This is a genomic window from Burkholderia sp. LAS2 (assembly GCF_018417615.1).
GTDB lineage: Bacteria > Pseudomonadota > Gammaproteobacteria > Burkholderiales > Burkholderiaceae > Burkholderia > Burkholderia sola.
This window is the reverse complement of record NZ_CP071052.1, coordinates 2,267,123-2,286,414: the sequence shown is the minus strand read 5'-3', so window position 1 is coordinate 2,286,414 and position 19,292 is coordinate 2,267,123. Positions and strand designations below refer to the sequence as shown.

Here is a 19,292-nt window from a genome sequence, read left to right as displayed (position 1 = left end):
GTCGCCGTTTCATCGCACCATCGCACCATCGCATTCACCGCGCCGACATGAAATCAAACAGCTTCGCGACGTCGGTCGTCAGCACCGTGTCGGCCTTCACGCCGACCCACAGCGTGCGCGTTGCCCACGCGTCGTCGAGCTTCACGACACCGAGCCGCGCCGCGCGCTCGCCGGTCACCGCGTCGCGCGGCAGCACGCCGATGCCGAGGCCGGCCTCGATCATCCGGCTCACACCGTCGAAATTCGATACCTGGATCCGCAGCTTCAGCGAGCGCTCGGCCGCGAACGCGGCGTCGGTCATCCGCGCGAGCAGCGAGCTGCCGTCGCTCAAGCCTACGTAGTCCTCGTCGAGCGTATCCGCGAAGCGGATGCTGTCGCGCGCGGCGAACCGGTGCGTGCGCGCCACGAGCAGCACGAGTTCGTCGCGCCGGTACAGCCGCCGGTCGATGCCGGGCGCCGGCACGTTGTCGGCGAATACGCCGAGATCGGCCTTGCCCGACGCGAGCGCGTCGACGATCTCGTGGCTCAGCCGCTCCTCGAGACTGACCTTGATGCCGGGGTGGTCGGTGAGGAACGCGGCAAGATCGGCGGGCAGGAACTGGACGATCGCTGACGTATTGGTCCACACGTGGATATGGCCGCGCACGCCGGCGACGTAGTCGCTCATCTCGTGCGCCATCCGGTTCACCTGCTCGATCACCTTCGCCGCATGATCGAGCAGCGCGCGGCCCGCGGGCGTCAGCTCGACGCCGCGCGCATGCCGGACGAACAGCGCGCTGCCGGTCACGCTTTCGAGTTCGGCGATGCGCTTGCTGACCGCGGACAGCGTGAGCTGGCCGTGTTCGGCCGCCTTCGTCAGGCTACCGTGCTCGGCGACGAGCGCGAACACGCGCAGCGACTGCAGATCGAAATGAAGCGGGTTCACCATGTCGTGGAATCCTGGAAGGCCGTGCCGGGGTATGCCGTCAGCGCGCCGGCCTGACGCCGATCATACGCCGGGCCGTGCGCGTGCGATATGGCCGGATATGGCCCGGCTAGCGCGGCGCGATTGCATGCAAGGCGTCGAGCATCGCGCCGTCCGGCGTCGCGAGATCGTCGAGCACCGCGAAGTGCTGCATGCCGCGCAGCCATGTGCGGACGATCCGCTCCCCGGCGGCTTCGCACGCCGTCGCGTAGACGTCTGCTTGCCGGATGAGTTCGGGCAGTTCGGCGTCGCCGACCGCAATGACGGTCGGGGCGCCGGGCCCGATGTGATGCAGCGGACTGTATGCGTCGACTTCGCGCGCGGTGAGCTGCAGCTTGTCGTTCAGGCAGCACAGCGCGATCGGTTCGAGATCGACGAGCGGGCTGATCGCGAGTGCCGACACGACGGCCGGATGCGCGCGATGCACGGCCGTCAGGTGGCCACCCGCCGAATGGCCGCTCAGGTAGATCGGCCGCCCCGCGGTGCCGAGGCCGTCGCGGTCGGCCGCGAGATGGTCGAGCAGCGCGCCGATCTCGCCGACGATATCGGTCATCGTCGCGACCGGCGCGAGCGTGTATTCGGCGAGCACGACGTCGTAGCCACGCGCGAGCGGCCCGCTCGCCGCATACGCGAAATCCTCTTTCGTGCAGTGCTGCCAGTAGCCGCCGTGAATGAACACGAACAGCGGCGCGTCGGGCTGTCCGCACGGCAGCCAGTCGAAGCGCTGCGCGGGTTGCGCGCCGTAACGCAGGTCGCGCCGGCCGGGCGTTGCCGCGTACAGCGCCGCGCTGCGCGTCTGGCATGACGCCAGCAACGCGGGGAAATCGGGAACGGCCTTCGTGTTCAGGTACGCGGCGTCGAGCGCCGTGCGGTCCATGCCGCGATAGAGGATCGTCATTCGGAAAGTGCCTGGATCGGGTTGCGGATGCGCGCGGCCGGTGGGTTCCGTGCGCGGCGAAGGCGGCGGCCGCGCCGACGCCGTGGCGCCATTATCCGCAGCGCGGCCGCGCACGGCTATCCCGAATCGGCGGGCGCGGCGCCTGCGTGTCCGCTTTCGGCGAAGGATTGTGGCGGCGTGCGCGCAGCGTGCCGGTGCTCGCGCGGCCGGTCAGATCGGTTCGGAGATTTCGATCAGGTTCAGGTCGGGATCGCGCACGTAGACCGAGCGGATCTTCTGCGTCGCGCCCGTGCGTTCGACGGGCCCTTCGACGATCGGCCAGCCGACGCGCCGCAGGTGCGCGATCACGTCGTCGAGCGGGACCGACGCGATGAAGCACAGATCGAGCGCGCCCGGCACCGGTACGTGCGCTTTCGGCTCGAATTCCGCGCCGCGCACGTGCAGGTTGATCTTCTGGTTACCGAAACGGAACGCGAGCCGGCCCGCGCCGAAGGTGTCGAGCTGCATCTGCAACACCTCGGTGTAGAAATGCTTCGTCCGCTCCGGATCGACGCAGGTCAGCACGAGATGATCGAGGTGGTCGATCAGCGCCATGGGATTCGCTCCTGTTTCTGTTGACGTTCACGAGAAAGCGCGTTGCGCGGGCATGTCGCAGGTATCGGCGCGCGGGGGCGGATGAAGGTCCGAGCGGCGCCCGGCCTTCAAGATCTGGCTCGGCACGTCGTGCCCGATCAGCGCGGGCAGCCGCGCCGACGCGGCGAGCACGGCCACGAGGTCGATGCCCGTATCGTAGCCGTCGAGTTCGAGCATGTGCACGAGTTCCTCGGTGCACGCGTTGCCGGTCGCGCCCGGCGCATACGGGCAGCCGCCGAGCCCGCCGAGCGACGCATCGAAGCGGTCGATGCCGGCGTCGAGCGCCGCGAGCGTGTTCGCGAGCGCCATCCCGCGCGTGTTGTGAAAGTGCAGCGTGAGCTGCGACGCCAGGAAGCGCTCGCGTGCGCGGCGCGACAAGTCGCGCACCTGCGACGGAAACGCCATGCCCGTCGTGTCGCACAGCGTGAAGCCGTGCACGCCGAGATCCGCGAAGCGCTGCATCCACGCGAGCACCGTTTCGGCCGGCACGTCGCCTTCCATCGGGCAGCCCATCGCGGTCGACAGCGACACGTTGATCGCGACACCCGTGCCGCGCACCGCGTCGATCACGTCGCGCAACTGCGCGAACGACTGCTCGCGCGTCATCCGCAGGTTCGCGCGGTTGTGGCTCTCGCTCATCGACATCACGAGGTTGACCTCGTCGACGCCGCACGACAGCGCGCGCTCGGCGCCGCGCACGTTCGGCACGAGCACCGTATAGACGACGCCCGGCGCGCGCGCGATGCCGTGCATCACGGCTTCCGCGTCGCGCAGCGCGGGAATCGCCTTCGGCGACGTGAACGACGTGACCTCGATCTTCGCGTAGCCGCAGGCGCTCAGCGCGTCGACGAGCGCGATCTTGTCGTCGGTGTCGACGAACGCCGCTTCGTTCTGGAAACCGTCGCGGGTCGCGACTTCGTGAATATGGAGTCGTTGCGGATGGGGGTTCATGTCTTCGTCCCGGTGGTCGTTTCAGATCACGCCGCGCGTGCGCCAGTCGTCGCGGGTCGCCGCGTCGATGCCGAGCGATTCGAGCACCGCATCGGTATCCGCGCCGAGCGCGGGCGCCGGCCGCTCGATGCGCCCGGGCGTCGCGTCGAGTTTCGGCACGATGCCCGGCACGAGCACCGGGGTGCCGTCGGGCAGCGCGGCGTCGACGATCATGTCGCGCGCCCGGTAGTGCGGATCGGCCGCGATGTCGGCCACGTCGTAGATGCGCCCGGACGGAATGCGCGCGTCGTTCAGCGCGGCGAGCACGTCGTCGAGGTCGTGACGCGCGCTCCATTCGCCGATCGCCGCATCGATGCGCGCGACCTGGGCGACGCGCCCGTCGTTGTGCGCGAGCGCCGGATCGTTGCCGAGATCGGGCCGGCCGATCAGTTCCATCAGGCGCCGGAAAATGCTGTCGCCGTTGCCGGCGATCAACGCGTACCGGCCGTCGCGGCAGCGGTACGCGTTGGTCGGTGCGATGCCCGGCAGGCTGCTGCCGGCCGGCTCGCGCACCGCGCCGAACGCCGCATATTCGGGCAGCAGGCTTTCCATCATGTTGAACACCGATTCGTACAGCGCGACGTCGACGACCTGCCCCTTGCCGCCCTGCTGTTCGCGATGCCGCAACGCGAGCAGCACGCCGATCACGCCGTGCAGCGCGGACAGCGAATCGCCGAGCGAGATGCCGACGCGTACCGGCGTGCGTCCCGGCTCGCCGGTCAGGTGGCGCAGGCCGCCCATCGCCTCGGCGATCACGCCGAAGCCGGGGCGGTCGCGATACGGGCCCGTCTGCCCGAAGCCCGACACGCGCAGCATCACGAGCCCCGGGTTGATCGCGGACAGCGCGTCCCAGCCGAGCCCCCAGCCTTCGAGCGTGCCGGGCCGGAAGTTTTCGATCAGCACGTCGGTGTCGGCGACGAGGCGGCGCACGACGTCCTGCCCTTCGGGCGTGCGCAGGTCGAGCGTGAGCGAGGTCTTGTTGCGCGACTGCGCGGCCCACCAGACCGACGTGCCGTCGTGCAGCAGCCGCCATTTGCGCAGCGGATCGCCGACGCCGGGCGGCTCGACCTTGATGACCTCCGCGCCGAATTCGGCGAGCATCCGGCCCGCGAACGGCCCGGCGATCAGTTGGCCAAGTTCCAGCACGCGGATGCCGTCCAGGGGGCGTGTCATGACCGTCTCCGATGAAATCGTGTTGTCGATGACGACGATCATGACGGCGTTCGCGCGTGGCGAAAATCGATCGATGGTCAACCAGACTTTCCGAAACGGAAAGGCGGACGACGGCGCGAGCGCGGTATCGGCCAGGTGTGACGCACCAGCCTTTCCATCCGGGAAAGCACGCTCCCGCAACGGTCAAACGGCGGCGCGCGCGCCGCGCGCAAAATCGGATCCGTTCCGCGCCGCCGGGCGCCTGTCAGCGAGACCTGCCATGTTTTCCGTTTCTTCTCCCGCGAAGATCGTGTTCCTCGATCGCGCGACGCTGTCGCCGCAGACGGTGCTGAAGCCGTTTCCGTTTCCGCACGTGGTGCAGACGTTCGACCGGACGGCCGCGCACGAAGTCGCGGCGCGCATCCGCGATGCGGACATCGTCGTGACCAACAAGGTGCGGCTCGACGCGACGGCTCTCGCCGACGCGCGGCGGTTGCGGATGATCGCGATCGCCGCGACCGGCACCGATATCGTCGATCTCGATACATGTGCGGCACGCGGCATCGTCGTGAGCAATATTCGCGGCTATGCGATGCGTACGGTGCCCGAGCACACGTTCGCGCTGATCTTCGCGCTGCGCCGCAGCCTCGTCGCGTATCGCGACGCGGTACGTGGTGGGCGCTGGCTCGACAGCGGGCAGTTCTGCTTCTTCGATCATCCGATTCGCGACCTGGCCGGTTCGACGCTCGGGATCGTCGGCGACGGCGTGCTCGGGCATGCGGTGGCCGCCATCGCGCGGGCGCTCGACATGCGCGTGTTGTTCGCCGCGCACGACGACGCAGCGGGCGACGGTTATGCGCCGCTCGACACGCTGCTGCGCGTCAGCGACGTGATCACGCTGCACTGTCCGCTCACGCCCGCGACGCGGCATCTGATCGACGCACATGCGTTCGCGCGGATGGCGCGCCGGCCGCTGCTGATCAATACCGCGCGCGGCGGGCTCGTGGACGAAAGCGCGCTCGTCGACGCGTTGCAGTCGGGGCAGATCGCGGGCGCGGGATTCGACGTGGTTACGCAGGAGCCGCTGCCGGCCGCGCATCCGTTTCACGCGATCCTGTCGCATCCGGCGTTCATCCTGACACCGCATGTCGCATGGGCCAGTGACGAAGCGATGCAGGCGCTGGCCGATCAGCTCGTGGACAACGTCGCCGCGTTCGTCGGTGGCGAGCCGCGGCATGTCGTGTGATACGCGCAGACATGCACAAACAGAACGGCCCCGCTCGATTGCTCGAAGCGGGGCCGACCGGATGCGGGGCTGCTTATGCGGGCGACTCGGCACGTAACGGGTTCGTGCATTCGCCGCTGTCTTGCGGCCGGTTTCCGAATACGTGACGAGACGACTTCAGGGCATTGAGACCGGCAGTGACGTCGCCCAAGCCCGAAAAGCGGAAAGCCGGCTCAGTAAGCGGACATCTCGACGCAAGGGTCGACCTTGGACGGCGAGCAGATGACCGAGTACTTGGCGCTCTCGCGCATCAGCGCTTCGCCTTCGTGCAGTGCGATCCTGATCTCGGGGTGACGCTCGTACGCGAGGAAGGCCGAGCACACGACGGCGGACATCACGACGAGGGAAAACACAAATTTTTCAAGGGTTTGGAAGCGTTCAGGCATGGGATGACCTTTCTCTCATGGCCGGAATTATACCTTGAGATAAGGGTTTTCCCTATAACCCTGGCTGCATACCGAGGATGCGTTCAAACGAGATAGGCGCGATGCTCGCGCCCTTTTTTATCGGGAAAAAGCAGCAGTGCGGTCCAGGCTGGCCGCCCTCGCGTCACTTCGCCGCCGACGCGCCGCTCGCCGCATTGCCCGGCCAAGCCTTGCCGATATGGTCGATCAATGACTTCGCGGTGCCCGTCACGAGCGCCGCATCGACGCCGGACGTCTGCCATGAGCCGTCGGCCGCCTTCACGAAGGTCAGGTTCGCGCGCGACGGCGAGTAATCGGCATTCCGCCACGTGACCACGACGTCGCACGAGTACGTGCGGTCGCCGAGCTTCTTGCAGTCGCCGTCGGGTTTCGCCGACACGACGTCGGCCGACACGGGCAACGGCTGGCCGAACAGCGCGTTCAGCCCGCCGTGGTTTTCGGCCTCGAGCGCGCGGCGCACGGCGGCGTCGACGTCGCTCGATCCGGGACCGTCGTGGAGCAGATTGCAGGCGGCCAGCAGCGTCGAGGCGCCGGCGAGTGTCAGCAGCGTTTGAAACTTCATGGATATTCGTCGATCGGGTGAACGCCGCGTAGTCTGCAACGTCCGCGTATCGTGCGCGGTATCCATTTGTAACCAATTGCACGGCGGCCCGGCGTGTCCGTTGCCGCCCTCGCCTACTGCCGCTCCTGCTTCACGCGGCTCACGAGCTGGGTCGGACTGACGAACTGCAACGCGATCACGACCCACACGAGCGTGATGGCCATGTAGATCATCGCCATCGCGTCGATCGACTGCGGCGCGCGCACGCCGGTCGAGAACACCGCGTAATACAGCGCGACGACGAGCGTCTGCGTGCTCGGCCCCGCGGTGAAGAACGTCAGTTCGAACATCCCGATCGTGCGCACCAGCACGAGCAACCCGGCCGCGAGCATGCCGGGCACGAGCAGCGGCAGCAGCACGTAGCGGAAATAGCGCGATGTGTTCGCGCCGAAGATGCGCGCGGCGGCTTCGAGGTTCGGATCGATCTGCTCGATGAACGGCGTCATCACGAGGATCACGAACGGCAGCGCCGGCACGAGGTTCGCCAGGATCACGCCCGGCAGCGTGCCCGCCAGCCCGATCTTGTACATCACGGTCGCCATCGGAATCCCGTAGGTGACGGGCGGCACCATCAGCGGCAGCAGGAACACCAGCAGCGCGAAGCGCTTGCCGCGAAACTGCACGCGCGCGAGCGCATACGCGGCCGGCACGCCGAGCGCGATCGACAGCAGCACGACCGCGCCGACGACCTCGACGGTCACCCACAGCACGCTCGCAAGCTGGAAATCCTCCCACGCCTTCGCATACCAGTGCAGCGTGAAGCCCTGCGGCAGCGGCGTGCCGAACCAGCGCGTCGCGACCGAGTTCACCGCGACGGTCGCGATCAGCAGCATCACGTTCAGCAGGAAGAACGCCATCAGCCCCCAGACGAGCGCCTTCCATGCGCGGCCGGCGAGATTGCTTTTCATCCGGTGCGGTTCCCTTGCGTCGACGGGTCGCGCATCGGGCGCGTCGTGCTTCGGCGGCCACGTGCGAGCGGCATGATTGTCGGTCGCCATCAGCCCTTGCCTCCCGTGACCGCACCCGTATAGAAGAAGCGGCGCGCGCCGAGCATCGACGCGACCACCAGCAGCTGCACGAAGCCCATCACGATCGCGATCGCCGACGCGAGCGAATAGTCGTAGCTCTCGAACGCGGCTTCGGCCGCCGCGATCGAGATCACGCGCGTCGGGCCGGCCGGCGCGCCGAGCAGCACGGCCGACGGGAACACCGAGAACGCCTGCACGAACGACAGGCACGCGGCCATCGTGAGCCCCGGCACGAGCAGCGGCAGGTAGATCCGGCGAAACTGCTGCCACGGGTTCGCGCCGAGCGTCGCGGCCGCGCGCGCGAGCGTCGGGTCGATGCCGCTGATGTACGACAGCATCAGCAGGAACGCGAACGGAAAGCCCGACACGATCAGCGACAGCAGCACGCCCCAGTAGTTATGCGTGAGGCGCACTTCATCGGTGTACAGGTGCAGCCCCTGCAGCGCCTGCGGAAACCAGCCGTTCGGCCCGAAATACGTGAGCATCCCGTCGGCGACGAGCACCGTGCCGAGCGTGACGGGAATCACGAGCAGCGTCGTGACGAACTTCTGGTACCGCGAACTGCGGCGTAGCGCGAACGCGACGGGCACCGCGATGCCGACGTTGAGCAGCGTCGCCGGCACCGCGAGCTTCAGCGTGACGAGCACGGTCGGCCACATCGCGGTGTCGGTGAAGAACTGCACGTAGTTCGCGAGCGCGCCGCCGCCGTTCGTCGGCTGGAACGACAGCACGAGGCCGTACGCGAACGGATAGATGAACAGCGCGGCGATGAACGCGAGCGCCGGCGTGACGAGCCACGCCTTCGCATCGCGCGGCGTGCCGCCGGTCGCGAGCGTGCTCATGCGGCCTCCGGGCGAGGTACCCCCGCGCATGCCGATTGGCGCAGCCCGTTCATTGCACGTCTCCCGCATAGACGAGCGCGCGCGCCGGCGCCACGCGCAGCCGCAGCGCCTCGCCTTGCGCGAACTCGCCGGCCACGCGCGCCCAGATTGGGCCGAACGGCGTGAGCGCGCGGATCAGCGAGTCGCGGCCGCCGTATTCGACCGTCTCGACGGTCGCGTCGAACGCATTGTCGGCACCCGCTTGCGCGCGTTCGATGTCGTCGGGGCGCAGCGCGATCACGACGTCCTTCGCGTCGAAGCCGGCCATCGGCACGCCGAGGAGGCGCACGCCACCGGCTGTCACCCGAACGCAGTCGCCGGCCATCCCTTCGAGCGTGAACGGCAGCACGTTGCGATAGCCCATGAAGCGCGCGACGTGCAGGTTGTGCGGACGCGTGTAGACGTCCTTCGGCGACGCGACCTGCTGCACGACGCCCTCCTTCATCACGACGATGCGGTCGGCCATCGACAGCGCCTCGTCCTGGTCGTGCGTCACGTAGATCGTCGCGCGTTCGAGCTGCGTGTGGATGCGGCGGATCTCGGCGCGCATCTCGATGCGCAGTTTGGTGTCGAGGTTCGACAACGGCTCGTCCATCAGCACGAGCGGCGGCTCGATCACGATCGCCCGCGCGATCGCGACGCGCTGCTGCTGGCCGCCCGACAGTTGCCCGGGCAGCTTGCCTTCGTGACCGACGAGCTGCACGAGCTCGAGCGCCTGCTGCGCGCGCCGCCGCGTTTCCTGCTTCGCCACGCCGCGCATCTTGAGGCCGAAGCCGACGTTGTCGAGCACCGACATGTGCGGAAACAACGCGTAGTTCTGGAACACCATCCCGAAGCCGCGACGCTCGGGCGGCAGCACGTCGATGCGCGTGTCGTCGAGCCAGATGCCGCCGCGCGTGAGCGGCTGCAGCCCGGCGATGCAGTTCAGCGCGGTCGATTTGCCGCAGCCGGACGGGCCGAGCAGCGCGATGAATTCGCCGCGCCGGATCTCGAGGTCGAGGCCGTTCAGCGCGGCAACCTGCGCGCCTTGTGCATTGGTGAAACTGCGGCACACGCCGTCGAGCCGCAACCGTTCGAAACTGTGCTTCATGTACGCGAACTCCATCGACGCGGGCGCCCGCGCCCCGCGGGTTCATGCGTTATTTCGATTTCTGCGAACCGATCTCGCGATCCCACTTCTGGAACGCGGCGACCATCGCCTGCGCGCTGAGCGGCTGCACGTGCGGACGATCGGCGAGCAGCTTCGCGTATTCGGGACGGCCGAATTTCCTGATCACTTCCTGGCTGTGCGCGGGCGCCATCTCGAGCGTCACGCCCTTCACCGCCGGGCCCGGATAGAAGTAGCCGTCGTCGTAGGTCGTCGCCTGCTGCGCCGGCTCGAGCAGGAAATTCATCAGCTTGAACAGCACGTCGAGCTTTTCCTTCGGCACGCCCTTCGGGATCACCATGTAGTGCGCGTCGTTGACCCACGTCATGTTGTCGAACGCCTGGACTTTGAATTCGGCCGGTACGATGCCGAGCGCGCGCGGGTTGAGATCCCAGCCGGTGACGGTCACGGTCATGTCGCGCGTGCCCTCGCCGAGCTCCTTCATCACCGCCGACGTTCCGCCCGGGTAATACGGCACGCAGTCGTTCAACTGTTTTAGGAATGCCCAGGTCTTGTCCCAACCGTTGATCGGGTCCTGCGGATTCTTGTCGCCGAGCACGTACGGCAGCCCCATCAGGAACGTACGGCCGGGGCCCGAGTTCGCCGGGCGCGCATAGATCAGCTTGTTCGGGTGCGCCTTGCACCATGCGAGCAACTGGTCGGGCGTCTTCGGCGGGTCGGAGACCTTCGCCGGGTTGTATTCGAGCAACGGGCCAGCCGGCATGTAGGTGACTTCGAGGCCGAAGCCCTGCGCCAGATCCTGCATCTTGCGCGGGCCGGGCGCGTACTTGTCGAGCACGCCGGGGAGCGCGGCTGCGTTGTCGGGCAGGAGCTTCTGCCACAGGTTCTGTTCGATGCCGGCGGCCAGCGCGTCGGTGCCCGTCAGCACGAGGTCGATGTCGGAGCGCCCCGCCGCCTGCATCGCCTTGATCTTGCCCGGCAACTGCGGCGCGGGTGCGTTTGTGAACGTGACGTTCGCGACGAGGGTCGGGTTCTTCTCCTTGAACGCCTCGATGGCCTTCTGCGTGAGCTGCAGGTTGCCTGCGACGTCGACGATGTTCAGCGATACGGGGGCGGCAACGGCTCCTGCGGCCGACAGAGCGAAGCCCAGGGCGAGTGCGATCCGGCGGACACGGCGAGCGATCGGGGTGGTGTTCATGTCTCCTCACTTCGGTCGGTGGATGGGACCTTTCTTGTCAGGAAATCATGACGGCGTTATACGATGTCGGTCAACAAAAAACCACGGGATGCGGGGCGGGACTTTCCCTGACAAAAAGCTTCCGTTCGTTGACGAATTGCGCGGTGGTTGATTTTGTGGGCGGTTGTGCCGTCGCCTGGCACGGTGTGTTAGGACGTCGTATCTCGGGGGAGGCGGCGGGCATCGAGCCGTATGCGGTCCGGCGGCCGACGGACACGCGTTGCTCGCCGTGTCTTGCGGCACTGTGAACGACGCCGGCCACGGCTACCGTGTCGAACAACCGGCGGCCGACCGACCCCTGCATCGATTTCCCGGATCGGCTACAGTGGGCGCTTTCGGCGCGCTCCGCTCCGCCGCCGAGCCGTGAACCGTGCGCGAGCGCGACGGCACGGGCGGAGCGCGGATCATTCACTTCGACGAGCGAACCTTCATGCCCGATCTGTCCGCCTTCCCGATCACGCAAAAGTGGCCGGCCCAGCATCCCGACCGTCTCCAGCTCTACTCGCTGCCGACGCCGAACGGCGTCAAGGTGTCGATCATGCTCGAGGAAACCGGCCTGCCGTACGAGCCGCACCTCGTGCGCTTCGACACGAACGACCAGTTGTCGCCCGAATTCCTGTCGCTGAACCCGAACAACAAGATCCCGGCGATCATCGATCCGAACGGCCCGGACGGCCAGCCGCTGCCGCTGTTCGAATCGGGCGCGATCCTGATCTATCTCGCGGACAAGACGGGCCAGCTGATCCCGAAGGATCTCGCGGGCCGCTACGAGACGATCCAGTGGGTGATGTTCCAGATGGGCGGCATCGGGCCGATGTTCGGCCAGGTCGGCTTCTTCCACAAGTTCGCCGGGCGCGATTACGAGGACAAGCGACCGCGTCAGCGCTACGTCGACGAGTCGAAGCGCCTGCTCGGCGTGCTCGACGCCCATCTCGCGAACCGCCAGTGGGTGATGGGCGATACGTACACGATCGCCGATATCGCGATCTTCCCGTGGGTGCGCAACCTGGTCGGTTTCTATGAGGCGGGCGATCTGGTCGGGTTCAGCGAATTCCGGAACGTCAAGCGGGTGCTTGATGCGTTTGTTGCTCGTCCGGCTGTCGCGCGGGGGCTTAATATTCCGGCGCGGGGTTGATCGGTTACGCGGGCGCACCACGTGCGGCCCGCGCCCTGCGACCTGCGACGCCCGCCGCATTGTGCGGAGGGTTTTTTTGGGTCATCGCGAATTTTCGGGGAACGCTGGGAAGACTGTCGGTCTTCGGCCAGGAGCGGACTAGTCGACAACCGTTGCGCAAAGCGGCCCATTGGCGTCGTCCGCAATCGTGAAGAACAATCGAAAATGAACTTCTCACAGTCGGATTGTATTGAAACCACCCTATGAACATCGATCGTTCTCGCGTCTACGATTCGTCGGATGACTTTTTTTCCCTCGATGGAAGCATCGTGATGAAGCTTTCTACCGACGCGGCAATTGCAGTTTGTGAGCGGGCGGCCCAACACGGCTTGGTTGTCGCTCGAATCGAAGGCGGCATATGGCATTTTCCTGGATTCGAAGCGAGGGTCGATTGCATTTGGGATGGTGCTGATCCTCCTATTGATCTGAGCGCTGCGGAACGAAATAATCAAAGGGCAGCCGAGTTCATTAGATCGGAGAGCCCGCCGCACGATGTTTTCTTGATGACGGCCCCGCCGATGACAGGTTGGAAATCCAGACAACCACAGGGCTTTTGACGCCCCCATGATGCATTTCGGCCACGCAGATTTACACCCAGGTCACGGTCCCGCTCATTCCACGGTAAACGTCCGTTTTGCCAAGACGTCCAGGTCCGCTTCGGGTCGGCAAGCGACGCCCACGAAAATTCACGAAGAACTTTTTTGCCCGCCGCGTACGTTTCCATCACGCATTCTTCAACGCGACGTCCCTTCCTCCCCTTCCGGCGCCCCACCTTCCAGCCCCGCCAGCAACTTCCCCAGCAGTTCCGACAACTGCGCCTGTTCCGCCGCCGACAACGCGGCCAGCACCTCGCGCTGGTTATCGATGTGCGCAACAACCGCCTCATCGATCAGCGCCCGCCCCGCATCCGTCAGCGCGACGAGCGTGCCGCGCCCGTCGGCCGGGTTCGGCCGACGCTCGACCCACCCCGCCTTCTGCAGCCGGTCGATGCGCGCGGTCATCCCGCCCGACGACATCATCAGCGCGTCGTACAGCGCGGTCGGCGTCAGCGCGAACGGCGCGCCACTGCGCCGCAGCGTCGCGAGCACGTCGAATTCGCCCGGCTGCATGCCGTAGCGCGCGAACAGCGGATTGAGACGGTCCCGCGCGATCACGAGCGCGGCTTCCTGCAGCCGCCCCATCACCACCATCGACGTTGCGTCGATATCCGGACGCTCGGCGCGCCATTGCGCGAGCGCATGCTCGGCTCGATCCATTAACCCTCCTCGGCTCACCAGTTATCTTGACGTCAAGATAACTGGCCATATATCTTGATGTCGAGATACTTTACCGGAAAAGCGCGCGGCGTCTCGCTGACAGCCGCGCACCGATATCGAGGGCCTTGCAATGAATCGCTTCACTTCCCCCGGATGGCGGCTCGCCGCGATCGTGCTCGTCGGGCTGAACCTGCGGCCGGCGCTCGCCGCGGTCGGCCCGTTGCTCGACATGATCCAGCGCGCGACGGGTATTGGCGACGGCGCGGCCAGCCTGCTGACGACGATCCCGATCCTGCTGATGGGCCTCGGCGCGCTGAGCGCGCGGCGGCTGCAGCGCATCACCGGGATCGCGGGCGGCGTGTGGCTCGGCGTCGCGTTGATCGGGCTGGCCTGCGCGTCGCGAGTCGGTGCGCAGCACGCATGGCTGCTGCTCGCGAGCGCGTGCTGCGCGGGCGTCGGGATCGCGATGGTGCAGGCGTTGTTGCCCGGCTTCGTGAAGGCGCATTTCGCGACACGCATCGGTGGCGCGATGGGCGTCTATTCGACGTCGATCATGGGCGGCGCGGTGCTCGCGAGCGTCGTCGCGCCGTTCGCCGCGGCGCGCTGCGGCTGGCTCGCCGCGCTCGCGGGCTGGGCGCTGCCGGCGGCGCTCGCCGCACTGGCGTGGCCGCTGGCCAGCCGCGGTGGCGACGCGCTGGCCGGCGGGCCGGCGTCGGTATCGAATGCACGGCCGTCGCGTTCGCCGCGCGCATGGCGGCTCGCGCTGTTCTTCGGCATCGCGACGGGCGCTTACACGCTCGTGCTCGCGTGGCTGCCGCCGTACTACATGCGGCTCGGCTGGTCGCCGACCGCGGCCGGCAGCCTGCTCGGTGGCGTGACGCTCGCGGAAGTCGTCGCGGGCCTGACGATTTCCGCGACGATCGACAGCCTGCCCGATCGCCGGCCCGCGCTGCATGCGGCGATCGCGTCGCTGTTCGTCGGCTTGCTGGTGATGCTGGCCGCGCCCGACGCGCTCGCGTTGCCGGCCGCGCTGCTGCTCGGCGCGGGGATCGGCGCGCTGTTTCCGCTGTCGTTGATCGTCACGGTTGACCATGCGGCGACGCCGGCCGATGCCGCGTCGCTGACGGGGTTCGTGCAGGGCGTCGGCTACCTGGTCGCAGGCTTGTTTCCGTTCGCGGCCGGCCTGGTGCGCCAGCATCTTGCGGACCTGACGCCCGCGTGGATCGCGATGGCGTGCCTCTGTGTCGCGCTGTTCGCGCTGGCGGCGGGGTTTGCGCCGAAGCGGGTGCGACGCATGGCGCGGGCCTGAGCGACGCCGCGGGCCAGCGGCGCGGGCGCAGGTGCGTTCAGCCCCCGCTCGCGTACAGCGTCGAATCCGCGAACCCTTCGGCGTCGAGCACGCGCCCGATCAGGATCAGCGCGGTGCGCTCGATCTGCGTGCCCTGCACCTTGCCGACGATGTCGGCCAGTGTGCCCGTCACGCGTTCCTCGTCGGGCCAGCTCGCGCGATAGATCACCGCCACCGGGCAATCGGCGCCGTAATGCGGCAGCACTTCGTCGACGATACGCGCGAGATGGCGCACGCCGAGATGGATCGCGAGCGTCGCGCGATGCGCGGCGAGCGCGCCGAGCGCTTCGCCTTCCGGCATCGTCGTCTTGCCCGCGAAGCGCGTGAGGATCACCGTCTGCGCCACGCCGGGCAGCGTCAGCTCGACACCGAGCGTCGCCGCGCACGCAGCCGTGGCCGTCACGCCCGGCACGATTTCGTACGGAATCCCGAGCGCTTTCAGGCGGCGGATCTGTTCGCCGATCGCGCCGTACAGCGACGGGTCGCCGGAATGCACGCGCGCGACGTCCTGCCCTTTCGCGTGCGCGGCGGCGAGCAGCGCGACGATCGCATCGAGGTCGAGCTCGGCCGTGTTGACGACCTGCTCCGCGCAATGACCGTCGAGCACGGCGGCCGGCACGAGCGAACCCGCATACAGGATCACCGGGCACATGCGCACGAGGCGCTGGCCCTTCACCGTGATCAGCTCCGGGTCGCCGGGGCCCGCGCCGATGAAGTACACCGTCATCGAAAATTCTCCGTCAATTCATAGGATGACCGCTGCGTCGCGTCAGGCGCGCGCGGCCGGATCGAGTGCGTCGATGAGCGCCGTGACCGAGTCGAATGCGCGGTCGGCATCGGGCAGCGGCGGCCGACGCAGCATCACGACCGGCAGCCTGCGTTCGCGCGCGACGTCGAGCTTGGCCTCGGTGGCCGCGCCGCCACTGTTCTTGCTGACGACGACGTCGATGCCGGCCAGCGCGAACAGCGCGCGCTCGCCGTCGGGCGTGAACGGCCCGCGCGCGGCGATGACCTGCGCGCGGGCGTTGCCGGGGTGCGCATCGAGGCAGCGCACGAGCCAGAACTGGTGCGGCGGGATCGCGTCGAGATGCGCGAGCGGCTCGCGGCCGAGCGTGAACAGCGGACGCCTGAACGGCGCGAGCGCGGCCTCGATGCCGGCCCAGTCGTCGACCATCCGCCAGTCGTCGCCCCGTTGCGGCGTCCACGGCGCGCGGCGCAGCGCCCATAGCGGCACGCCCGCGTCGCGCGTCGCCGCCGCGGCGTTCGCGCTGATTTGCGCGGCATACGGATGGGTCGCGTCGATTACGAGGCCGATGCCGGCGTCGCGAAGATACGCGGTCAGCCCGGCTGCGCCGCCGAAACCGCCGACGCGCACGTCGCAGCGCAAATCGTCGGGCGTCTTGCCGAGGCCGGCGAGACTATAGACATGATGCGGGCCGAGCGCGCGCGCGATTTTCAGCGCATCGCCGGTGCCCCCGAGCAGCAGGATGCGCGGGCTCATCGCGCCTCCCCGACGAAGCGGCCCTGTCGGTCGATCGCGAACATTTCGACCGCGACCGACGGCGGCACGATGTCGCGCGCCACCCGCAGCGCGTGCGCGCAGACGAGATCGCCGAGCGGCACGCCGTCGGCCTGCGCGAGTTTCAACGCTTCCTGGCTCGTGTTCGCGGCGCGCATCGCGGCCTGCAGCGCATCGCTCGCGCCGGCTTGCGCCGCCCACTGCGCAAGCAGCGGCAGATCGATGCTCGAATGGCGGCTGTGCAGGTCGAGATGGCCGGCCGCGAGCTTGCTGAGCTTGCCGAAGCCGCCGCACATCGACAGGCGCGCGACCGGCGCGCGCCGCAGGTGCTTGAGCACCGCGCCCGCGAAATCGCCCATCTCGATCAGCGCCATGTCGGGCAGATGGTAGTGCGCGCGCATCGCATCCTCGCTCGCGTTGCCCGTGCAGGCGGCGATGTGCGCGATGCCGTTCGCCCGCGCGACGTCGATGCCCTGATGAATCGATGCGATATAGGCCGAGCACGAAAACGGCCGCACGATGCCGGTCGTGCCGAGGATCGACAGCCCGCCGACGATGCCCAGGCGCGGGTTCATCGTCTTCAGCGCGAGCGCCTCGCCGCCTTCGACGCCGATCGTCACGTCGAAACCGCCCGTGTAGCCGTGTTCAGCGGCGAGCGCTTCGAGGTGCGTGGTCATCATCTGGCGCGGCACCGGGTTGATCGCCGGTTCGCCGACCGGCAGCGTGAGCCCCGCGCGCGTGACCGTGCCGACGCCCGGCCCCGCATGAAAGCGCACGCCGGGCGCCGCGGCCAGCGCGACGCGCGCGAAGATCAGCGCGCCGTGCGTGACGTCCGGATCGTCGCCGGCATCCTTGATCGTGCCGGCTTCGGCGCCGTCGGCCGTGACGCGGCAGAATTCGAGCCGCATCATCACGCGCTGTCCCTTCGGCAGCACGATCTCGACCGCGTCGTCCGCGTGACCCGCGAGCAGCAGCCGCGCGGCCGCGAGCGACGTCGCGGTCGCGCAGCTGCCGGTCGTGTAGCCGAAGCGCAGCGGCGCGGGCTGTTCGGGGGTTTCGTCGCGCATCACGCGTCCGCTGGGTTCGACGGGTTCGCCCTATTCGACGAACCTGCCGCGTCGGCCGCGTCGGCCGCGTCTGTCGCGTCTGTCGCGTCGGGCTTGCGCCCGTCGTACAGCGTGACCGGCAGCGGCTGCCGCCACGTGTCGAAGCGGCCGAGCGGTTCGGCGTGCGCGAGCGACACGCGCGTGAGCGTGCCGCCGTGCGCATCGCGCCACGCGGCGAGCGCCATCTCGCCTTGCAGCGTGACCGCGTTCGCGACCAGCCGTCCGCCGGGTTTCAGCGACGCCCAGCACGCGTCGAGCACGCCGGGCGCCGTCGCGCCGCCGCCGATGAAGATCGCGTCGGGCGCGGCGAGCCCCGCGAGCGCATCGGGCGCACGGCCCGCGACGAGTTGCAGGCCCGGCACGCCGAGCGTATCGCGGTTGTGTTCGATGAAGCGCTGCCGCTCCGCATGCGCTTCGATCGCGATCGCCTGGCAGGATGGATGCGCGCGCATCCATTCGATGCCGATCGAGCCGCTGCCGGCGCCGACGTCCCACAGCAGTTCGCCGGCCGCGGGCGCGAGGCGCCCGAGCGTCATCGCGCGCAGGTCGCGCTTGGTGAGCTGGCCGTCGTGGCGGTACGCGTCGTCGGGCAGGCCGGGCGTGAGCGCGCGGCGCGGCGCGTCGGGGCCCGCCCGGCAGTCGAGCGCGACGAGATTGAGTGCGGCGGTTTCGTCGATGTTCCAGTCGTGCGCGAGGCCGTCGATCCGCCGTTCGAGCGGGCCGCCCAGATGTTCGAACACGCTGATGCGCGTCGGCCCGAAGCCGCGGGCGACGAGTTCGGCCGCGACCGCGGCCGGCGTACGGCCGTCGGCGCTCAGCACGAACAGCCGCCGGCCCGGCAGCAGGTGGCGGCCCAGCGTCGCGAGCGGACGCCCGACGAGCGAGACCGCGCCGACGTCCTGCAGCGCCCAGCCGAGCCGCGCGGCCGCGAGCGACAGCGACGACGGCGCGGGCAGCACGCGCCATTCGTCGGGGGAAAGCGCGCGGGCGAGCGTCGCGCCGACGCCGAACAGCATCGGGTCGCCGCTTGCGAGCACGCACACGGGCGCGCCGCGGCGCGCGAGCAGCCCCGACAGGTCGAACGGCGATGGCCATGCTTCGCGCGCGGCGCGCAGCCGCGCGGGCAGCATGTCGAGATGCCGTTTCGCGCCGACCACGTGCGTCGCATCGAGCAGCGCGCGCCGCGCGTGGCGTCCGAGCCCCGCGTAACCGTCGTCGCCGATGCCCACTACCGTCAGCCACGCCGTCATGCACCCTTCCCCATCGTTCGATTCCATCGTGTCGCCGCGCGGCCGTGAAAGCGCCGGTGCCGCCGTCCGCGTTGCAAAAAACGGCATGGTACCGTGTTCCACCCGGCGTTTCATCTGCCGGCTCGCCCGCGCCCGACCGTTGCCCGCTTCGCCGGCCTCGAACGGCCGGCCGGTCGCGAATCGCGGCCGAAATCGGGTATCCTACGGCCGTTCGTTCGCCGGTGCCCTTCGGGGCCGAAGAGGGAACACAGGGCGCACCGCGCGCCGCTGTGGCTGCCCCCGCAACTGTAGACAGCGAGCCGATCTCCCCCTCATGCCACTGGTTTCACCGGGAAGGCCGGGAGGCGGCGCCGACCTGTCAGCCAGGAGACCTGCCGGCCAGAAAGTGCGTGCGTGCCAGTCGGCGTCGGGCGGGGTGTACCGATGCGTTGGCCGTG

20 protein-coding genes and 1 riboswitch are annotated in these 19,292 nt (G+C 68.5%); of the genes, 4 read left to right on the top strand and 16 right to left on the bottom strand.

The annotated features are described in order from the left end of the window. Positions 1 to 34: 34 nt before the first annotated feature. The 5 genes from JYG37_RS10540 to JYG37_RS10520 all read right to left on the bottom strand — a co-directional run bounded on the left by JYG37_RS10540 (position 35) and on the right by JYG37_RS10520 (position 4,658). On the bottom strand, positions 35 to 928 hold the full coding sequence (locus tag JYG37_RS10540; protein WP_213345384.1) for a LysR family transcriptional regulator: 894 nt from the start codon (positions 926 to 928) through the stop codon (positions 35 to 37). A gap of 106 nt (positions 929 to 1,034) precedes the next feature. Beyond that, on the bottom strand, positions 1,035 to 1,862 hold the full coding sequence (locus JYG37_RS10535) for an alpha/beta hydrolase (protein ID WP_213345383.1): 828 nt from the start codon (positions 1,860 to 1,862) through the stop codon (positions 1,035 to 1,037). Positions 1,863 to 2,072: 210 nt separating this feature from the next. After that, complete coding sequence (locus JYG37_RS10530) at positions 2,073 to 2,456, bottom strand: VOC family protein (protein WP_089488445.1); 384 nt, start codon at positions 2,454 to 2,456, stop codon at positions 2,073 to 2,075. Positions 2,457 to 2,483: 27 nt separating this feature from the next. After that, entirely contained in the window at positions 2,484 to 3,446 is a 963-nt protein-coding gene (locus JYG37_RS10525) for a hydroxymethylglutaryl-CoA lyase (RefSeq protein WP_089488444.1), read from the bottom strand. A gap of 21 nt (positions 3,447 to 3,467) precedes the next feature. Further along, positions 3,468 to 4,658: a CaiB/BaiF CoA transferase family protein gene (locus JYG37_RS10520; protein ID WP_089488651.1), complete on the bottom strand. Its 1,191-nt coding sequence runs from the start codon at positions 4,656 to 4,658 to the stop codon at positions 3,468 to 3,470. A gap of 259 nt (positions 4,659 to 4,917) precedes the next feature. Between JYG37_RS10520 and JYG37_RS10515 the strand changes: the two genes are divergently transcribed. Then, positions 4,918 to 5,883, top strand: coding sequence for a D-2-hydroxyacid dehydrogenase (locus JYG37_RS10515; protein ID WP_050012657.1), 966 nt, complete (start codon positions 4,918 to 4,920; stop codon positions 5,881 to 5,883). 212 nt (positions 5,884 to 6,095) lie between these two features. On the opposite strand, the gene JYG37_RS10510 is transcribed toward JYG37_RS10515, so the two are convergent. The 6 genes from JYG37_RS10510 to JYG37_RS10485 form a co-directional block, all read right to left on the bottom strand. Further along, positions 6,096 to 6,308 carry a hypothetical protein gene (locus JYG37_RS10510; RefSeq protein WP_046545736.1) on the bottom strand — a complete coding sequence of 71 codons (213 nt, stop codon included), beginning with the start codon at positions 6,306 to 6,308 and terminating at the stop codon, positions 6,096 to 6,098. A gap of 163 nt (positions 6,309 to 6,471) precedes the next feature. After that, on the bottom strand, positions 6,472 to 6,909 hold the full coding sequence (locus JYG37_RS10505) for a hypothetical protein (RefSeq protein WP_050012655.1): 438 nt from the start codon (positions 6,907 to 6,909) through the stop codon (positions 6,472 to 6,474). A gap of 113 nt (positions 6,910 to 7,022) precedes the next feature. After that, positions 7,023 to 7,946, bottom strand: coding sequence for an ABC transporter permease (locus JYG37_RS10500; RefSeq protein WP_089488443.1), 924 nt, complete (start codon positions 7,944 to 7,946; stop codon positions 7,023 to 7,025). After that, the gene (locus tag JYG37_RS10495; protein WP_050012653.1) at positions 7,946 to 8,818 is read right to left on the bottom strand and encodes an ABC transporter permease; all 873 of its coding nucleotides are present in this window, start codon (positions 8,816 to 8,818) and stop codon (positions 7,946 to 7,948) included. The genes JYG37_RS10500 and JYG37_RS10495 overlap by 1 nt, the downstream gene beginning before the upstream one ends. A gap of 49 nt (positions 8,819 to 8,867) precedes the next feature. Further along, a complete protein-coding gene (locus JYG37_RS10490; RefSeq protein ID WP_213345382.1) occupies positions 8,868 to 9,947 on the bottom strand; it encodes an ABC transporter ATP-binding protein in 1,080 nt (359 codons plus the stop codon). A gap of 49 nt (positions 9,948 to 9,996) precedes the next feature. Beyond that, positions 9,997 to 11,163 (bottom strand): ABC transporter substrate-binding protein, encoded by a 1,167-nt coding sequence (locus JYG37_RS10485; RefSeq protein ID WP_124630381.1) that lies wholly within the window; start codon positions 11,161 to 11,163, stop codon positions 9,997 to 9,999. A 469-nt stretch (positions 11,164 to 11,632) separates the two neighbouring features. Here JYG37_RS10485 and JYG37_RS10480 point away from each other — a divergent pair, with 469 nt between their 5' ends. Then, the gene (locus tag JYG37_RS10480) at positions 11,633 to 12,337 is read left to right on the top strand and encodes a glutathione S-transferase N-terminal domain-containing protein (RefSeq protein WP_050012694.1); all 705 of its coding nucleotides are present in this window, start codon (positions 11,633 to 11,635) and stop codon (positions 12,335 to 12,337) included. 242 nt (positions 12,338 to 12,579) lie between these two features. Further along, positions 12,580 to 12,933, top strand: a complete 354-nt coding sequence (locus tag JYG37_RS10475; protein ID WP_080334192.1) for a colicin immunity protein — start codon at positions 12,580 to 12,582, stop codon at positions 12,931 to 12,933. Between the two features lie 177 nt (positions 12,934 to 13,110). On the opposite strand, the gene JYG37_RS10470 is transcribed toward JYG37_RS10475, so the two are convergent. Beyond that, positions 13,111 to 13,632, bottom strand: coding sequence for a MarR family winged helix-turn-helix transcriptional regulator (locus JYG37_RS10470; RefSeq protein WP_124637937.1), 522 nt, complete (start codon positions 13,630 to 13,632; stop codon positions 13,111 to 13,113). Positions 13,633 to 13,762: 130 nt separating this feature from the next. On the opposite strand from JYG37_RS10470, the gene JYG37_RS10465 reads away from it, so the two are divergent. Further along, positions 13,763 to 14,941, top strand: a complete 1,179-nt coding sequence (locus tag JYG37_RS10465; protein WP_213345381.1) for an MFS transporter — start codon at positions 13,763 to 13,765, stop codon at positions 14,939 to 14,941. Between the two features lie 37 nt (positions 14,942 to 14,978). Here the strand turns inward: JYG37_RS10465 and cobM are convergent, their stop codons facing one another. The 4 genes from cobM to cbiE are packed head-to-tail and all read right to left on the bottom strand — an operon-like array spanning position 14,979 to position 18,855. After that, a complete protein-coding gene (cobM, locus tag JYG37_RS10460; protein ID WP_050012649.1) occupies positions 14,979 to 15,707 on the bottom strand; it encodes a precorrin-4 C(11)-methyltransferase in 729 nt (242 codons plus the stop codon). 42 nt (positions 15,708 to 15,749) lie between these two features. Continuing rightward, positions 15,750 to 16,481 (bottom strand): cobalt-precorrin-6A reductase, encoded by a 732-nt coding sequence (locus JYG37_RS10455; RefSeq protein ID WP_213345380.1) that lies wholly within the window; start codon positions 16,479 to 16,481, stop codon positions 15,750 to 15,752. Further along, positions 16,478 to 17,566 (bottom strand): cobalt-precorrin-5B (C(1))-methyltransferase, encoded by a 1,089-nt coding sequence (locus JYG37_RS10450; RefSeq protein WP_050012647.1) that lies wholly within the window; start codon positions 17,564 to 17,566, stop codon positions 16,478 to 16,480. The genes JYG37_RS10455 and JYG37_RS10450 overlap by 4 nt, the downstream gene beginning before the upstream one ends. After that, positions 17,566 to 18,855: a precorrin-6y C5,15-methyltransferase (decarboxylating) subunit CbiE gene (gene cbiE / locus JYG37_RS10445; protein ID WP_213346095.1), complete on the bottom strand. Its 1,290-nt coding sequence runs from the start codon at positions 18,853 to 18,855 to the stop codon at positions 17,566 to 17,568. Before cbiE ends, JYG37_RS10450 begins: the two co-directional genes overlap by 1 nt. 202 nt (positions 18,856 to 19,057) lie before the next feature. Next, positions 19,058 to 19,248, top strand: a riboswitch (cobalamin riboswitch). The last annotated feature ends 44 nt before the right edge of the window (positions 19,249 to 19,292 follow it).

What these genes read in the sequence shown, in the direction of transcription:
- JYG37_RS10540 (WP_213345384.1), bottom strand. Translation starts at nt 928, where the DNA reads ATGGTGAACCCGCTTCATTTCGATCTGCAGTCGCTGCGCGTGTTCGCG.
- JYG37_RS10535 (WP_213345383.1), bottom strand. Translation starts at nt 1,862, where the DNA reads ATGACGATCCTCTATCGCGGCATGGACCGCACGGCGCTCGACGCCGCG.
- JYG37_RS10530 (WP_089488445.1), bottom strand. Translation starts at nt 2,456, where the DNA reads ATGGCGCTGATCGACCACCTCGATCATCTCGTGCTGACCTGCGTCGAT.
- JYG37_RS10525 (WP_089488444.1), bottom strand. Translation starts at nt 3,446, where the DNA reads ATGAACCCCCATCCGCAACGACTCCATATTCACGAAGTCGCGACCCGC.
- JYG37_RS10520 (WP_089488651.1), bottom strand. Translation starts at nt 4,658, where the DNA reads ATGACACGCCCCCTGGACGGCATCCGCGTGCTGGAACTTGGCCAACTG.
- JYG37_RS10515 (WP_050012657.1), top strand. Translation starts at nt 4,918, where the DNA reads ATGTTTTCCGTTTCTTCTCCCGCGAAGATCGTGTTCCTCGATCGCGCG.
- JYG37_RS10510 (WP_046545736.1), bottom strand. Translation starts at nt 6,308, where the DNA reads ATGCCTGAACGCTTCCAAACCCTTGAAAAATTTGTGTTTTCCCTCGTC.
- JYG37_RS10505 (WP_050012655.1), bottom strand. Translation starts at nt 6,909, where the DNA reads ATGAAGTTTCAAACGCTGCTGACACTCGCCGGCGCCTCGACGCTGCTG.
- JYG37_RS10500 (WP_089488443.1), bottom strand. Translation starts at nt 7,946, where the DNA reads ATGGCGACCGACAATCATGCCGCTCGCACGTGGCCGCCGAAGCACGAC.
- JYG37_RS10495 (WP_050012653.1), bottom strand. Translation starts at nt 8,818, where the DNA reads ATGAGCACGCTCGCGACCGGCGGCACGCCGCGCGATGCGAAGGCGTGG.
- JYG37_RS10490 (WP_213345382.1), bottom strand. Translation starts at nt 9,947, where the DNA reads ATGAAGCACAGTTTCGAACGGTTGCGGCTCGACGGCGTGTGCCGCAGT.
- JYG37_RS10485 (WP_124630381.1), bottom strand. Translation starts at nt 11,163, where the DNA reads ATGAACACCACCCCGATCGCTCGCCGTGTCCGCCGGATCGCACTCGCC.
- JYG37_RS10480 (WP_050012694.1), top strand. Translation starts at nt 11,633, where the DNA reads ATGCCCGATCTGTCCGCCTTCCCGATCACGCAAAAGTGGCCGGCCCAG.
- JYG37_RS10475 (WP_080334192.1), top strand. Translation starts at nt 12,580, where the DNA reads ATGAACATCGATCGTTCTCGCGTCTACGATTCGTCGGATGACTTTTTT.
- JYG37_RS10470 (WP_124637937.1), bottom strand. Translation starts at nt 13,632, where the DNA reads ATGGATCGAGCCGAGCATGCGCTCGCGCAATGGCGCGCCGAGCGTCCG.
- JYG37_RS10465 (WP_213345381.1), top strand. Translation starts at nt 13,763, where the DNA reads ATGAATCGCTTCACTTCCCCCGGATGGCGGCTCGCCGCGATCGTGCTC.
- cobM (WP_050012649.1), bottom strand. Translation starts at nt 15,707, where the DNA reads ATGACGGTGTACTTCATCGGCGCGGGCCCCGGCGACCCGGAGCTGATC.
- JYG37_RS10455 (WP_213345380.1), bottom strand. Translation starts at nt 16,481, where the DNA reads ATGAGCCCGCGCATCCTGCTGCTCGGGGGCACCGGCGATGCGCTGAAA.
- JYG37_RS10450 (WP_050012647.1), bottom strand. Translation starts at nt 17,566, where the DNA reads ATGCGCGACGAAACCCCCGAACAGCCCGCGCCGCTGCGCTTCGGCTAC.
- cbiE (WP_213346095.1), bottom strand. Translation starts at nt 18,855, where the DNA reads ATGACGGCGTGGCTGACGGTAGTGGGCATCGGCGACGACGGTTACGCG.